This window comes from Paenibacillus peoriae (genome assembly GCF_022531965.1).
GTDB classification, from domain to species: Bacteria; Bacillota; Bacilli; order Paenibacillales; family Paenibacillaceae; genus Paenibacillus; species Paenibacillus polymyxa_D.
In genome coordinates, this window is the sequence record NZ_CP092831.1 from 4,928,307 (window position 1) to 4,942,993 (window position 14,687).

Annotated in this window: 15 protein-coding genes; 1 reads left to right on the forward strand and 14 read right to left on the reverse strand. The window is 46.9% G+C overall.

Annotated features, from left to right (window positions below):
• Positions 1-75: 75 nt before the first annotated feature.
• From cysT to MLD56_RS21960, 13 genes are all read right to left on the reverse strand, one after another.
• Complete coding sequence (cysT, locus tag MLD56_RS21900; RefSeq protein ID WP_029519305.1) at positions 76-909, reverse strand: sulfate ABC transporter permease subunit CysT; 834 nt, start codon at positions 907-909, stop codon at positions 76-78.
• Positions 910-988: 79 nt separating this feature from the next.
• A complete protein-coding gene (locus MLD56_RS21905; RefSeq protein WP_029519306.1) occupies positions 989-2,041 on the reverse strand; it encodes a sulfate ABC transporter substrate-binding protein in 1,053 nt (350 codons plus the stop codon).
• A 353-nt stretch (positions 2,042-2,394) separates the two neighbouring features.
• Positions 2,395-3,078, reverse strand: a complete 684-nt coding sequence (locus tag MLD56_RS21910; protein ID WP_029519308.1) for a hypothetical protein — start codon at positions 3,076-3,078, stop codon at positions 2,395-2,397.
• Positions 3,079-3,194: 116 nt separating this feature from the next.
• On the reverse strand, positions 3,195-3,689 hold the full coding sequence (locus MLD56_RS21915) for a hypothetical protein (RefSeq protein ID WP_241113424.1): 495 nt from the start codon (positions 3,687-3,689) through the stop codon (positions 3,195-3,197).
• Positions 3,690-3,820: 131 nt separating this feature from the next.
• A complete protein-coding gene (locus tag MLD56_RS21920; protein ID WP_241113425.1) occupies positions 3,821-5,011 on the reverse strand; it encodes an MFS transporter in 1,191 nt (396 codons plus the stop codon).
• Between the two features lie 48 nt (positions 5,012-5,059).
• A complete protein-coding gene (locus MLD56_RS21925; protein WP_029519317.1) occupies positions 5,060-5,632 on the reverse strand; it encodes a TetR/AcrR family transcriptional regulator in 573 nt (190 codons plus the stop codon).
• A gap of 205 nt (positions 5,633-5,837) precedes the next feature.
• Entirely contained in the window at positions 5,838-7,139 is a 1,302-nt protein-coding gene (locus MLD56_RS21930) for a pyrimidine-nucleoside phosphorylase (protein WP_029519318.1), read from the reverse strand.
• A 32-nt stretch (positions 7,140-7,171) separates the two neighbouring features.
• Positions 7,172-7,879: a purine-nucleoside phosphorylase gene (gene deoD / locus MLD56_RS21935; protein WP_013312036.1), complete on the reverse strand. Its 708-nt coding sequence runs from the start codon at positions 7,877-7,879 to the stop codon at positions 7,172-7,174.
• Between the two features lie 96 nt (positions 7,880-7,975).
• Positions 7,976-9,157: a phosphopentomutase gene (gene deoB / locus MLD56_RS21940; RefSeq protein WP_029519320.1), complete on the reverse strand. Its 1,182-nt coding sequence runs from the start codon at positions 9,155-9,157 to the stop codon at positions 7,976-7,978.
• 33 nt (positions 9,158-9,190) lie between these two features.
• The gene (locus tag MLD56_RS21945) at positions 9,191-10,369 is read right to left on the reverse strand and encodes a NupC/NupG family nucleoside CNT transporter (RefSeq protein WP_029519321.1); all 1,179 of its coding nucleotides are present in this window, start codon (positions 10,367-10,369) and stop codon (positions 9,191-9,193) included.
• 75 nt (positions 10,370-10,444) lie between these two features.
• Positions 10,445-10,840 carry a cytidine deaminase gene (locus MLD56_RS21950; protein WP_029519322.1) on the reverse strand — a complete coding sequence of 132 codons (396 nt, stop codon included), beginning with the start codon at positions 10,838-10,840 and terminating at the stop codon, positions 10,445-10,447.
• A 30-nt stretch (positions 10,841-10,870) separates the two neighbouring features.
• A complete protein-coding gene (gene deoC / locus MLD56_RS21955) occupies positions 10,871-11,533 on the reverse strand; it encodes a deoxyribose-phosphate aldolase (RefSeq protein WP_029519323.1) in 663 nt (220 codons plus the stop codon).
• Between the two features lie 208 nt (positions 11,534-11,741).
• Positions 11,742-12,677: a DNA-binding transcriptional repressor DeoR gene (locus tag MLD56_RS21960; RefSeq protein WP_029519324.1), complete on the reverse strand. Its 936-nt coding sequence runs from the start codon at positions 12,675-12,677 to the stop codon at positions 11,742-11,744.
• 275 nt (positions 12,678-12,952) lie between these two features.
• Between MLD56_RS21960 and MLD56_RS21965 the strand changes: the two genes are divergently transcribed.
• The gene (locus tag MLD56_RS21965) at positions 12,953-13,366 is read left to right on the forward strand and encodes a chemotaxis protein CheW (RefSeq protein ID WP_029519325.1); all 414 of its coding nucleotides are present in this window, start codon (positions 12,953-12,955) and stop codon (positions 13,364-13,366) included.
• A 60-nt stretch (positions 13,367-13,426) separates the two neighbouring features.
• On the opposite strand, the gene MLD56_RS21970 is transcribed toward MLD56_RS21965, so the two are convergent.
• A complete protein-coding gene (locus tag MLD56_RS21970; RefSeq protein ID WP_029519326.1) occupies positions 13,427-14,545 on the reverse strand; it encodes a slipin family protein in 1,119 nt (372 codons plus the stop codon).
• Between the last annotated feature and the right edge of the window lie 142 nt (positions 14,546-14,687).

The window sequence follows — 14,687 nt, forward strand, 5'->3', positions numbered from 1 at the left end:
TATCCCTCCTTAGAACGCGGGTATTATGCGCAGCCCTGCATATTAACGTTAAACAATTACATTAGACAGTTACGTTTAGACAGTACGGCGCCGTGACCAGCGCTGAATGCTGTTAATCACGAATAACAGCACGAATGAAATCACCAACAGCATCAATGCTACCGCCGTAGCTCCTGCATAGTCATTTTGCTCCAGCTTGGACATTATGAGCAGTGGAGCAATTTCCGTCTTCATCGGCATATTGCCAGAAATGAAGACGACAGAGCCGTACTCGCCAATGCCACGGGCAAAGGCGAGCGCAAAACCCGTCAGCAGCGGTGGTACCAGCTCCGGCACAATAACGCTGCAGAAGATACGCCATCTGCCAGCTCCCAGCGTAGCAGCGACCTCCTCCTCGTCCTTGTCCAGTTCCTCCAGCACCGGCTGAACTGTCCGTACGACAAACGGAATGCCAATAAACATCAATGCTAGCGTAATCCCCGTCTGTGAGTACGCCATCCTCCATCCAAGCGGTTCGAACAACGAACCGATCCAGCCGTTCTGCGCATATAGGGCAGTTAGAGCAACCCCCGCTACCGCAGTAGGCAAAGCAAAGGGCAGATCAATCACCGCATCAAAAATTCGTTTCCCCGGAAATTCATAACGCACCAGCACCCAGGCTATCAATAAACCGAGAAACAGGTCGATCAGCGCCGCAGCCGCGGCACACAAAAAGCTAACCTTGTAGGAAGCCAGCACCCTGACATCAGTCGCCACGTCCCAAAATTTCTCCCACGTCAGTCCAGTTGAATTCAGAAGCAGTGCCGATAAAGGCACCAGCACCACCAGACTGAGATACAGCACACTATAACCCATTGTTAACCCGAACCCGGGAAGTACGCGTTTTCGAGTGGCTTGCACTTGACTCATGTTCTGTCCATCCCTCTCTGAATTCATTCACTATGACACTCGCGGCTACCAATCCAATCGTCTACACAGTCCACCTATTTTATGAACTGCCGGGTACATAAATCTGGTCAAAAATGCCTTTGTCGCTGAAATGCTTCTGCTGCGTCTCCTTCCATGTCCCGAATACATCCTTCAAGGTTACGAGCTCCAATTTAGGAAATTGATCCTTGAACTTTGCCGTCACACTCTCCAATGTTGGGCGATAATAATTTTCAGCAGCAATGGTCTGCCCTTCTTCACTGTACAAATATTTCAGGTACGCGTCCGCTACCTCGCGTGTACCTTTTTTATCTACCACCTTATCGACTATTGCTACCGGAGGTTCAGCTAATATACTGATCGATGGATATACGATATCGAATTTATCCGTACCCAGCTCCTTCACCGAGAGCAGTGCTTCATTTTCCCATGCAATCAGCACATCGCCAATTCCACGCTCTACGAAAGTCGTTGTCGCTCCACGTGCTCCGCTATCCAATACCGGCACATGCTTATACAGCTCCTGTACAAACTGCTGGGCCTTGGCTTCATCATTATTGTTCTTCTTGAGCGCATAAGCCCAGGCTGCAAGATAGTTCCAACGTGCTCCACCCGAAGTTTTAGGATTCGGTGTAATGACTTGCACATCGCCACGGATTAAATCGTCCCAGTCCTTAATCCCTTTCGGGTTCCCTTTGCGTACCAATAACACGATGGTTGAAGTGTACGGGGCGCTGTTATGCTCATATTTACTTTGCCATCCCTCTTGAACGAGTCCTTTTTCCTGTAGCGCATCAATATCATAGCCCAGAGCCAGAGTGACCACGTCCGCATCCAGCCCGTCCTGCACAGAACGACTTTGCTTGCCAGATCCTCCGTGAGATTGCTTAATCGTAACCTTCTGTCCTTTCTCCTTCTCCCAATGGGCGGCAAATGCTTTATTATATGCCTCATACAGCTCACGGGTCGGATCATAAGAAACATTGAGCAACTCCACGGCAGCAGAGCTACCATCTACCTCCGTCCCTCCCTTGCTTGCCCCGCAAGCGCTTAGCATCATCGTTAAAACCAAAGATAGTCCGAGAATAAGTCCACTTTTCCATTGCCTCTTCATCAAGACACCCCGAATTCTATGTAATTTGTATTCATTTACGCCTGTTATTTACAGACATAATTAAAAAAAGAGCGGAGAATTCCCTGATGCAGCCCTGTTAGGTCAAACCTGTCGTGTGGACAGTGTCTGCCTGCTGTTCCTAGAGGTTCTCCGCCAAAATGGCGAGATCAAACTTTAATTCTTTAATTCCTACCTGTTTAATGAGTTATACGGATATAATACGAGAGTTTAGGAGTGATGTCAAACCTTTTTTTGGTATGCATTATCTGTACTTTTCTTTCTTTAAGGGGGGCAGTCAGAAACATTGTATATGTTTCCGACCGTTTAGAGGTCATTTACACACGGGGTACGACTTAGTTGGCAACCGTTTCAAGATTAATCGAAAAGACTCCAAAAAGCTTCGGATTGTCCGTAGCCCTTCTCAACCACAGTTCACCTGATCCCACCATGACTCCCTGATAATTAACAAACAAATCATCTGTCTTTTGATTCACAAGCGCCTCGCGAATCGCGTCCGTAAAAATCTGATCATACTTGGCAATAAAATCTTTCTTATTCGGAATCGTTAACGACTTTTCACTATCATTAACACGCAGAGGGTACAAAATATAATCGGCCACTTTCTCCTTGTCATTGTCGGCAACTGCCTTCTGCAGCGCTTTGAACGTGTTCAAAAACGCTTTAGGATCTTGAATACCTGCTACCTCAAATGGATTTTGCGATGGATTGGAGGCTGCCGGAGAAGAAGAAGTATCCGATGAAGCAGCTGGAGCCGAAGGAGCTAACTTTTGTGCATCAGTATCGCTGTTTTCTGCACTCTCGCTCTCTTTCGCTGCTTTGTCATTTTGGGCTGAACCGCTACGATTACCGCCGGCTCCATTCTCGATCACGCTTGTACTGCTTCCAGTATCAATGGTTTCAGCATTCTTATCCTGACCACAGCCAGTAAGTGCTACAAAAGTAAGTGTAAGTAAAATAGCTGTGAGTGACAGCCTCCGTGACATCTTTTGATTACCGAATTCATGGTTTATGGGCACAACGGGTCATCCTTTCTGCTTTCTGCTCTGACCTATTCTGTTCATTAAGTCTTCAACCGTTCTATTGTAACATAAGTAGACTAATGACCGCATGTCGTGCCCTTTCTGGAAGGAGCTTACAGTGTGATATAGGCAAAGGTTTTAACGCTTCCTTGCGATCCATCGTCCGTACTTACTTTCAAAATCAGCTCTTTTAAGGAGTCATTTGCTGCTTCATCCTGCCCTTCTGGCTTTACAAACAGCAGATCATGGCGTTCTCCTGGCTGCAACGTTCGACTGGAAAATCCGCTCGTTGTACCTTGCAAGTCCGATCCATTCGAACTGTTGAGCTTGCATTGTATGGGCTGCTTTCCAACATTCTTGATGCTGATGTACAGCTTGCGCCCCTCTTCAAATTTAAAGTTCGTTCCGCCTTGTCCTTCAAAATGCATTCTTTGATCATGTACGATACGCTTCGCTGCGCTCCCATTCTCACTCTGTGCACTTAACGGAGCAGCCGAGTGCGCCTGACTCACCGATGATGTACTATGCATGGTAGTCGATATATTGGCAAGAGTGACATAACCCACGATTGCTCCGGCAACCCCAACCCAAACCCACTTCTCCACCATTTGATTTCCTCCTTCGTAAAAAAAGCCGAACTCATATCTATTATGAGTCCGGCTGTCATTTTTTTCAAACTTGATCAAAGGCACCCAAACGCAAGCGCTCCATCATATATTTCGTATTCCGTAATCATAGCTTATACGTTCAACGTGTTATGGGACTTTTTCTTATCCAATACAATATACGTCACAAATATAATTAGATAAGCCGCAATCAGCAAAGTGGAGAACAAATACATTGTTTTATAAGAGGTTAATCCAGCAACCATCCCCAGAACCAAAGAGCCTCCTCCAATGCCCAAATCGAAGAAATTATAAAAGGAGCCTACAGCGTCCTCTCGCTCATCTTCTCCGACCACACTGATTGCCCAAGCCTGCAAAGCTGGGAAAATAGCTCCAAAGCTCAAACCATACATCACAGCAGCAATCAAAAATTGTAACTCGGTCCGCGATGAGGCCACCATAACGATGGCGGCGATAAGCACAATCCCTGCAGGAATCAGGATATAAGCTGGGCCTTTGGTATCGAAAATTCTACCTGACACCAGTCGGACGAGGAAGCTTGCCATAGCCACAGTAAAGAAGAACCATGCTGCATTGGTAAAGCCCTGCTCCTTGGCAAATAAAGCCACGAAAGACATCACTCCACCTGCCACCACGCCACCCAGCAACGCAAGACAGGATTGCAGCAGCACTCTTTTTTCAAATAATTTAAAAGGAACCTTCTTTTTGCCCTGCACTGTATCCGCCGACATAGGTTTCGGAGCACGGCGACGAACCAATACGCTCATCACGAGCGACAACAGTAGAATTATAGCTCCCGTGGAAAACAGTCCGTTAAAACCTGATGCGTGAAGCATCCATATACCAATCAGTGGCCCCACTGAAATCGCTACGGTTTCACCTACGCCAAAGTAGCCCATTCCTTCCCCCATACGATGAGGCGGCAAATCATCTGAGGCTGAGGTAGCATACAACGTGCTCGCAATGCCGAATCCAAAGCCATGTACCAGCCGAAATACTAACAGCAGTACCAAACTACTGGAAAGCATGTAGCTTCCCGTTGCCAGCATACAAATCACAACTCCGATAATCAGAACATACTTCTTGTCCAAGAGCTGGATCAGCGTACCTGAAAATGGACGAATCAATATAGCAGAACACATAAACACGCCAGTCACCAATCCAATCTGGGATGGGCTGCCGCCAAGACTTTCCACAAACAGCGGCAGCGTAGGCATAAGCATTTCGAATGCCATGAACAATAAAGCGTTGGATATCATCAAAAAAATAAAGTTTCTGGACCAAAAGCTTTCTTTCACAGACACTGTTCTCTTCCCCCAATACAATCATGTTTACTTCGACTGCTCAGTTGTTCAGGCCCGAATCAAGCCATGCCAGTAAATATCCCAAGAGCTTTCCAGACGCAGATCAAAACCGTCGGTGCCGTTGTACACCAGTTCTACCAGCATGCCTTCAATCAAATTCATATAGGCTGTCGCGGCAGATTGAGCTGGAACACGAAGTTTAACCGATGTTTCAGTTGCCAGTCGCCCGTGTACCAAGCTGGTTTTATGCTGTACGTAGCGTGTGACCAAAGCCTGAACCTGGCTTTCCAGTGCAGATGGAATCAGAAAGCCGATATACAGAATCAGACGCAAATTCATAGCACTCTCATAGCGTTCCTTAAATTCAACGATTAGTCCGCGCAGGACAACTTCAAGTGATTGTTCGGATTGATCTTGAAAATAACGATCCAGTTCCAAAATCTCTTGATCCACCGCATCCTTAAATATGTCTAAAAACAAATCATCTTTGCTTTTAAAATGAGCATAAATGGACTGCTTTTTAATCCCTACCTCATCAGCTATCAGTTGCAGAGAGGACGCATCGTATCCCTTTTTCGCAAATTGCTGCAAGCTAACTGTTTTAATTTTCTGTAGTGTCATGCTTTTCCTCCAATACCTTACGAACGGTCGTCAGTTTATGGGTTCAGTATATTACCCTCACTTGAAATTGACAACCCCATTTTTAAATTCTGCCGTTCAATTGTCTGAGAACGAGGACAACAGAAAAGCCGGAAGCACCCTAAACTTAGGGCCTCCGGCTTCATATGCATGCTACTAATACGACTTTATGAATAGGGCTTATCGCTTACTCTGTCACTGTTCCGTAGATTAGCACTGGCGCTTCCGCATGATCCGCAATACGGATGTTCGCGTAGATTTTCTCCAGTACTTGAGCTACATCTTCACGGTTCGCATGGATGGTAACCAGTGAATCGCCTTTTTGAACAGCATCCCCGACCTTTTTGTTCAGCATCAAGCCGACAGCCAGATCAATCTCGGATTCTTTGGTCGCACGTCCTGCTCCAAGCAACATCGCTGCGGTACCGATTTCGTCAGCCACGATTTCAGCTACCACACCGTCCTGCTTCGCAGGCACCTCAATAAGATACTGTGCTTGCGGCAAGCGTTCAGGATGATCCACTACAGAAGCGTCACCGCCCTGATTCGCAATAAACTCTTTGAATTTTTCCAGTGCTTTGCCATTACGAATGACTTCTTTGAGCTTCTCTTCGGCGTTATCGAGGGAATCTGCCTTCCCTGCCAAAAATACCATCTGACTGCCCAAAGCCATGCACAGTTCTTCCAGATCTTTGGGTCCTTCGCCGCGCAGCGTATCAATTGCTTCTTTCACTTCCAGTGAGTTCCCGATGGCCAGACCCAGCGGCTGACTCATATCGGAAATGACTGCCATCGTTTTGCGACCCACATTGTTACCGATGCTCACCATGGCATGTGCCAGTGCTTTGGCATCATCTACAGTTTTCATAAATGCGCCTGCACCTGTTTTTACATCGAGCACGATGGCATCGGAGCCAGCAGCGATTTTCTTACTCATAATCGAACTGGCAATCAGTGGAATCGAGTTGACCGTCGCCGTAACGTCACGCAAGGCATACAATTTTTTATCCGCAGGTGTCAGGTTACCGCTTTGTCCGATGACCGCAATTTTGCTGCGATTCACCAAATCCACAAATTCGTCCTTGCTGATTTCGACGTGGAAGCCTGCAATAGCTTCCAATTTGTCGATCGTTCCTCCGGTATGTCCGAGGCCGCGTCCTGACATTTTGGCTACCGGAATGTCCAAGGCCGCTACGAGCGGAGCCAGTACCAGCGTTGTCGTATCACCCACGCCGCCAGTAGAATGCTTATCGACCTTTACACCTTCAATCGCGGACAGATCAATGGTATCACCCGAATGAACCATCGCCATCGTCAGATCAGCGCGTTCGCGTTCAGTCATATCTTTGAAGAAAATGGACATCGCCAATGCACTGACTTGATAATCGGGAATTTCACCCTGAGTGTAGCCTTGGATAATAAAATTAATTTCCTCCGTACTCAGTTCTTTTCCGTCACGTTTTTTCTCAATCAAGTCTACCATTCTCATATGTCATTTCTCCTCACTGTGCGTATGATCGTTTACAGAGATACTGCTGTATCCAGTGCAACTTCCATCATTTCTTTAAAGGTCGTTTGCCGTTCTTCTGCGGTCGTTTCTTCCCCCGTCAGCAAATGATCGCTTACCGTCAGAATCGTCAGTGCGTTTACGCCAAACTTGGCTGCGAGCGTGTATAAAGCTGAAGTTTCCATCTCTACACCCAGCACGCCGTATTCCATCAGCTTTTGTACCACTGATTTATCATCACGGTAGAAGCTGTCTGAGCTGAATACATTGCCGACATGCATGTTCAAGCCTTTGGCAACACCACGATCATAAGCGCCCTTCAATAGATCGAAGCTGGCAATCGGCGAGTAGTCGTAGCCACCAAAAATATGGCGATTCATACCGGAATCCGTACAGGATGCTTGTGCCAAAATGACGTCACGAACGTGCACATGCTCCTTCATTCCGCCGCATGTACCCACGCGGAACAGGTTTTTCACACCGTATTCGCTAATCAGTTCGTTGACATAAATACTGATAGACGGCAGCCCCATCCCAGTTCCCTGTACAGATAGGCGTTTGCCTTGGTACGTACCCGTGAATCCGAGCATTCCGCGCACCTCGTTGTAGCAGGTCACGTCCTCCAGATATGTTTCAGCAATAAATTTTGCCCGTAGCGGGTCTCCTGGCAGCAAAATCGTTTCTGCAATCTCTCCAGGTTTGGCTCCAATGTGTACACTCATGTTTTTATTCCTCCGTCCCATTTGTCCGTGCTTGTATCGTTATTTATACCGTTACATTAATCTTTGTAATCTTGCTTGACTCTTGCGGGCCCTGGATTACTGAAGCTCTGCCAAAAAGCTCGTTCCGTGTTTAGGCAGTTTCACACCAAAGTTATCCGCTACAGTCGCTCCAATATCAGCAAAGGTTATACGAACCGCAAGTTCCTTGCCCCCAGCTGTAAAACGCGGGGAATATGCCAGCAAAGGTACATATTCGCGGGTGTGATCCGTTCCCCGATACGTCGGATCATTCCCATGGTCTGCAGTGATGATCAGCAGATCGTCATCGGTCATTTTAGCAAAAACCTCTGGCAAACGCGCATCGTAATCGTCCAAAGCTTGACCATATCCCTGTGGATCACGACGGTGACCGTACACAGCGTCAAAGTCCACCAAATTCAGAAAGCTTAATCCGGTGAAATCCTCGTCGAGCGTGGCCACCAGCTTATCCATGCCGTCCATATTGGACACCGTACGCACCGCCTTCGTTACACCCTCGCCGTCATAAATGTCAGAGATTTTACCCAAGGCGATCACATCCAGGCCTGCATCCTTCAGCTCGTTCATTGTAGTGCGACCAAATGGTTTGAGCGCGTAATCATGTCGATTAGAGGTACGAGAGAAATTCCCTGCCTCACCTACGAACGGACGGGCAATAATGCGACCCAGCATGTACGGATCTTCCAGCGTGATTTTACGGCAGAACTCGCAAATCTCATAGAGCTCCTTCAAAGGTACAACTTCCTCATGCGCCGCAATTTGCAGCACAGAGTCCGCCGAGGTATAGATGATGAGCGCTCCAGTTTTCACGTGTTCTTCGCCCAGCTCATCAATGATTTCCGTGCCGCTAGCAGGCTTATTGCCAATCACTTTGCGACCTGTGTGCTCCTCAATGCGTTGAATCAGCTCATCCGGGAACCCATCAGGAAATACACGGAAAGGAACTGCAATATTCAAACCCATGATTTCCCAATGACCCGTCATCGTATCCTTGCCATTGGACGCTTCCTGCATTTTGGTGTAATACGCGAGTGGCTTATCGGCCACTGGTATCCCTTCTATGGAACGAATGTTGGACAGACCGAGCTTGCCCATATTCGGCATCTTCAGGCCGCCACGTTCGCGCGCAATATGACCGAGTGTATCTACATCGTAATCATCAAACTGGGCAGCATCCGGCGCTTCGCCGATACCAACCGAGTCCATAACCACCAAGTGAATCCGTTTGAATTTAGACATTATAAAAATCCTTTCCTGACTCGCTGTTTTTTTCTACAAAAACAACCCTGCAATCGTTGCCGACAGCACGCTAACCAGCGTTGCCCCGTACAACAGCTTCAGACCAAAGCGGGCCACCACATTTCCCTGTTTTTCATGCAGACCCTTCACAGCCCCGGAAATGATACCGATGGATGAGAAGTTAGCAAAGGATACGAGGAATACCGATACGATCCCGACCGTGCGCTCCGACAAGCCTGTTTGCTTGGTCAGATCCAGCATAGCCACAAATTCGTTGGATACGAGTTTGGTAGCCATAATGCTGCCCGCCTGAACGGCTTCGTTCCACGGAATACCCATGACAAAAGCGAAAGGCGCAAACACATATCCAAGCAACGCCTGAAAGCTGATTCCAAACAACCAGGAGAAAATCCCGTTAACCATGGCAATCAGCGCCACAAAACCGATCAGCATCGCAGCTACCGTAATCGCAACCTTGAAACCGTCCATAATATACTCCCCGAGCATTTCGAAGAAGGACTGCTTCTCTTCCTCCTGAACCTCCAGTAAATCGTCTTCCTTCTCAATCTTGTACGGATTAATAATAGAAGCGATAATGAAGCCGCCGAACAGGTTCAATACCAAAGCTGTGACCACATATTTGGGGTTTAACATTTGCATGTAAGCTCCCACAATCGACATGGACACCGTAGACATCGCAGACGCACACAGCGTATACAACCGATGTTTTGGCAGCAGACCAATTTGCTTCTTAACGGAAATAAACACCTCGGATTGACCCAAGATAGCCGAAGCTACAGCGTTGTAGGATTCCAGTTTACCCATTCCGTTTACTTTGCTCAAGACAAGCCCGATATATTTAATAATAAAAGGCAACACTTTTACATATTGCAATATACCAATCAGCGCGGATATGAACACGATTGGCAGCAGTACACCGATAAAGAACGGTGCTGCTCCTTCATTCGCAATTCCGCCAAATACAAAGTTAATCCCTTCCATAGCATAATCAATCAGACTTTTAAACCCTTTTGCAAAACCTTTGACTAGAATTTCGCCAATACCTGTGTGGAGCAATACAAAAGCTAGCGCCGCCTGCAACACAACCATAACCACCAGCGGACGATACCTGATTTTACGTTTGTCACTACTGGCAACGTAAGTAAGTGCAAAAACAACGAGCAGTCCCACCAGAGCGATTACATATTTCATTTAATTTCCCCCTTATTACATTAAGCGCTTACATTCCCCATAAAAAGAACGCGCCCCAAAGAGGCATTCTTTTTTTTATTTCCCCAGATCCGCAGGTCGAAAGGCACCCGGCAGTAATTGATCCACCGTCCACTCTTCCGTGTTGCCATGAAGGTTTGTCAGATAAATTTTGGTATCTTGATGAGCAAATTCGGAAATGACCTGACGACAGGCCCCACATGGAGACACAGGCCCTTCCGTATCAGCTACAACCGCAATCGAATCAATTTTCCGGCAGCCTTCGGATACCATTTTAAAAATCGCTGTCCGCTCTGCACAATTGCATAAGCCGTAGGAGGCATTTTCCACATTACATCCGTGATAAATCGTGCCATCGCTTCCGAGAACCGCAGCACCCACCTGAAAATTCGAATACGGAACATACGCCTGTTTACGCGCCTCAAGCGCTTTCTGAATCAATTGATCCTTCATTGCGAATCCCTCCATGACTTTAAAATAAACTTAGTAGGAAGATGTAGACTGCTCGCCCTCGATGATTTTCACACCGGAACTTGCACCGATCCGGCTTGCGCCAGCTTCTACTAATTTTTGCACGTCTTCCAGACTGCGTACACCGCCTGAAGCCTTGACACCAATCTCAGGTCCTACCGTTTTGCGCATCAAAGCCACATCTTCCGCAGTAGCTCCACCTGTTGAGAAGCCTGTCGAGGTTTTCACAAAATTCGCCCCCGCTTTGACGGACAGCTCACATGCCAGTACCTTCTCTTCGTCAGTCAGCAGGCAGGTCTCGATAATCACTTTTACCAGTGTACCAGCAGCTGCTTCCACGACCGCACGGATGTCCTGCTCGACGAGCTGTACATCACGTTCCTTCAAAGCGCCTATGTTAATAACCATATCAATTTCAGTCGCTCCGTTAGCAATAGCATCTTTCGTTTCAAATGCTTTCGTTGCGGACGTGCTCGCTCCCAGCGGGAAACCGATAACTGTACAAATGGCTACGCCTGTGCCTGCGAGCTGTTCTGCTGCATAAGCTACCCACGCCGGGTTCACACATACAGAAGCAAACTGATATTTTTTTGCCTCGGCAGTCAATTTCGTAATTTCATCCTTCGTCGCATCTGCACGCAACAATGTATGGTCGATTAATGCTGCAATGTTCATATCTAAAAGCTCCTTCATTAGATAAATAGTTGAAGACAAAAGTCCTTTATTTCTCTGTGATGAGATCATCATAGCACGGCTTTGAACATATGTAAAACACATTTTGAAATTATGTTCACGCTTGTACATAAGGCGTTCACCTACCATTCATATTACCCTGTAGGCACACGCCATAACCGTGTATTTTGCTGGATGGAGGCGACTTGCTCTATTGTAAAAGTGCTTGTGCCGTAAACTGATCCGTCACCAAGATATTCGCATACTTGCCACGCAGCGATGCCCGAATGGCCTCCACTTTGCGCTGGCCTCCAGCGACGAGAATGGACTTCTCCTTCTTTCGCAAATCAGGCAAATCAATCCCAACGGTACGGCTGTTAATTTCCTGACTGCATATGTTGCCCTCAGCGTCAAAAAAGCGTGAGCAAATATCGCCCTTGCCAACTCTTTGCAGTAGCTTCTGCTCTTCCCCGTTAAAATAACCCAATCGGAACAGCAACGCATCCTCCTTGACCGTCCCCACCGTAAACACCGCGATGTTCGCCTGCTTGCCAAGTTCGATGATACGCTGGATATGCCGATCCTCCTCGACCATTTTCTTAACGGCGTGACTGTCGAAAATTACAGGCAGCGGCAAATACCTTGCTATGGTATGAAAGGCTTCTGCGAACAAATTCACGGTTTCCACAGCATATGTGTTGACATGTGAATGGCTCACGCCTCCCTTGAGCTGAACCACCTCAACTCCCTTGACCTGCTTTTGTTGGAGATGAAGCGCCACGGCATGCATGGTTGTTCCCCATGTCACTCCAATAATATCAGCATCCTGTACCGTTTCATGCAAATAATCGGCTGCTTTTTTGCTAATATGCTTCTTGATCTCCTGATATTCATTTAACGGCGAATAACAGACTAACACAGTATCCAGTCCGTATTTCTTCTTCACCTGCTCTCCGAGCGCGTCCATATCCTCCATCGGGTCCACAATACTAATCCGCACGTATCCTTGTTCCTTGGCAGCCTGAAGTAACCGCGATACCGTAGGACGCGAAACCCCGAGTCTGACCGCGATATCTTGCTGGCTGTAGTCGTTTAGATAGTATAATCTGGCTGCTTCGATACTTAATCGCTGCTTTTCATGATCCACTCTACCTCAACCCGCTTATCTTAAAATGTAGTGCCATCGGACACAGCTTTAGTCCCAAACATTATATATGAAGGGAAACTTGAAGCCACGCCTTGGCCGTATGGTTGTTATTTTGGAAGATTTAACTGCTCGTTTGTGATATTCTGTGAGTAACTACAACCATTTTACCGCATCCTCAACTTTATCGTTCCATCTGTCAAAACGCAATAGTTAACCCATTTTACCGCTCAATCACAACCTGTGATGGCTCATCTGAATAGATAAGGAGAATTGTTATGTCTGAATTTATTGTGTGCAGTCTAGCGGACAAAAAGTTCGCTTTAAACTTTGTGGAAGTAGAAGAAGTCATGAATGCTAAGAAGGGAACTCCGCTTCCCTTTTCCGAAGCATGGCATGAAGGAATGGTGACTATTCGCGGCAATGTATTTACGATCCTTAATTTACGCAAAAAACTGCTTCTTCCTGCATCCAGCGATTCCTCCGAGGACAAAATGATTTTGCTCAGCCGTGCGAAGATTGCTCTGCTTGTCGATCAGGTGGAGGACACGGCTTCTGCCGAGGACAGTCAGCTACAAAGCAATGAGGAAGAGTGGCAGCGCGAGTTGTTCCCTACCGTGATGGAGCATCAGGGTACCCTCATTCCGGTGATCGATATGGACGCTTTTCTCGCATCCACCAAGACGAACTAAAACGCAAAATACTCCCGAACCTTGAGGCGGCTTGCACTCATCGTTCGGGAGTATTTTCAGTTATTGGAGTCCCTGCCCCTCTTTCATGTGAACCAGCGTGTTCAGCTGCTCCAGCAACGTATTCCCGCCAGTTAGCGAAATCGTGCCAATCTTCTCGCAGATTTTTTCCATGAATTCTAGCTCTTTGAGACGATAGAGAGTGGCGTTCTCGTCCATCAGCTTGGCCGTATTGAGCAGACTACGAGTGGATGCCGTCTCTTCACGTCGTGTGATGAGGTTGGCCTGTGCCTTCTTCTCTGCCAACAGCACCGTATTCAGAATATCCTTGATATCCCCCGGCAAAATAATATCCTTCACCCCTGCTGACGTAAAAGTCACTCCATATTCGTCGCTCTGCTCATTCAGTCGAGTCAAAACATATACCGCAATCTCCTGCTTCATTTTCAGCAAATCATCCAGCTTCATCGTGCCAACGTATTCGCGTAACAACAGTTGAAGCATAATGTACATTTGCTCCTCGTATGCCCGGAATTCTAATGCCCGCAATGGGTCGATGATACGGTACTGACAGACGAAGTTGAGGCGCAGCGTAATTTTGTCCTCTGTCATGATTTCCTGTCCCATCAAGTCCATTTGCTGTTGTCGCATATCTATCGTTTTGATCTCTGTATTCACCGTGGACATCCAGAAATAATATTTACCCGGTTTCAGCTCACCCTGCAACACATTATCGTAATACAAAAATCCTAATTCATAGCTGCCCACCTGAAGCGCCTTCCAGAAGCCCGGTGTCTTGGACAAGAATGCTTGCCCCAATGCCTTATCAATTGCAGGCTGCCGAGTATCTGCACGAACAAAACGATGTTCCTTGAGCACGTTCCAATAAGCATATTTCCCAGCCGTCAGCAGCTCCACAAACCGATTATCCTCATAATGCAGCACATATTCATGGTCCTCTACATCAATGACATTCAATTGCTCAAGCAATAGGGGATCTGTCAAAAACAAACGAATATCATGGTCCGGTACAAAAAATGGTTCGGCTACATTCAAAATTTCAACCGCTTCCTGCTGAAATGTCTTCAATAGGTAAGTTCCTGGTTGCAACAATTTGTGGTAGCTTCCTTTTTTGAACAGCAATCCGCGCTCATCGGATTTAATTGTTATCTTCTTAAACATCGTATCACTCCTAGTATTTAGAATCCTCAACTTAAAAGAGTGTTTTTTTCTACGTGTGGCGCTCCGCGATCCATTTGATCTTCCAATCGCTGTTGCCCCTGAATTTTTGGATTTGATGAACCCCTTATAGGGTTAAACTTCA

Coding starts and splice junctions, on each gene's coding strand:
- MLD56_RS21945 (WP_029519321.1), bottom strand. CDS start 10,369: ATGAAATATGTAATCGCTCTGGTGGGACTGCTCGTTGTTTTTGCACTT.
- MLD56_RS21930 (WP_029519318.1), bottom strand. CDS start 7,139: ATGAGAATGGTAGACTTGATTGAGAAAAAACGTGACGGAAAAGAACTG.
- deoC (WP_029519323.1), bottom strand. CDS start 11,533: ATGAACATTGCAGCATTAATCGACCATACATTGTTGCGTGCAGATGCG.
- MLD56_RS21925 (WP_029519317.1), bottom strand. CDS start 5,632: ATGACACTACAGAAAATTAAAACAGTTAGCTTGCAGCAATTTGCGAAA.
- MLD56_RS21965 (WP_029519325.1), top strand. CDS start 12,953: ATGTCTGAATTTATTGTGTGCAGTCTAGCGGACAAAAAGTTCGCTTTA.
- MLD56_RS21970 (WP_029519326.1), bottom strand. CDS start 14,545: ATGTTTAAGAAGATAACAATTAAATCCGATGAGCGCGGATTGCTGTTC.
- deoB (WP_029519320.1), bottom strand. CDS start 9,157: ATGTCTAAATTCAAACGGATTCACTTGGTGGTTATGGACTCGGTTGGT.
- cysT (WP_029519305.1), bottom strand. CDS start 909: ATGAGTCAAGTGCAAGCCACTCGAAAACGCGTACTTCCCGGGTTCGGG.
- deoD (WP_013312036.1), bottom strand. CDS start 7,879: ATGAGTGTACACATTGGAGCCAAACCTGGAGAGATTGCAGAAACGATT.
- MLD56_RS21915 (WP_241113424.1), bottom strand. CDS start 3,689: ATGGTGGAGAAGTGGGTTTGGGTTGGGGTTGCCGGAGCAATCGTGGGT.
- MLD56_RS21905 (WP_029519306.1), bottom strand. CDS start 2,041: ATGAAGAGGCAATGGAAAAGTGGACTTATTCTCGGACTATCTTTGGTT.
- MLD56_RS21950 (WP_029519322.1), bottom strand. CDS start 10,840: ATGAAGGATCAATTGATTCAGAAAGCGCTTGAGGCGCGTAAACAGGCG.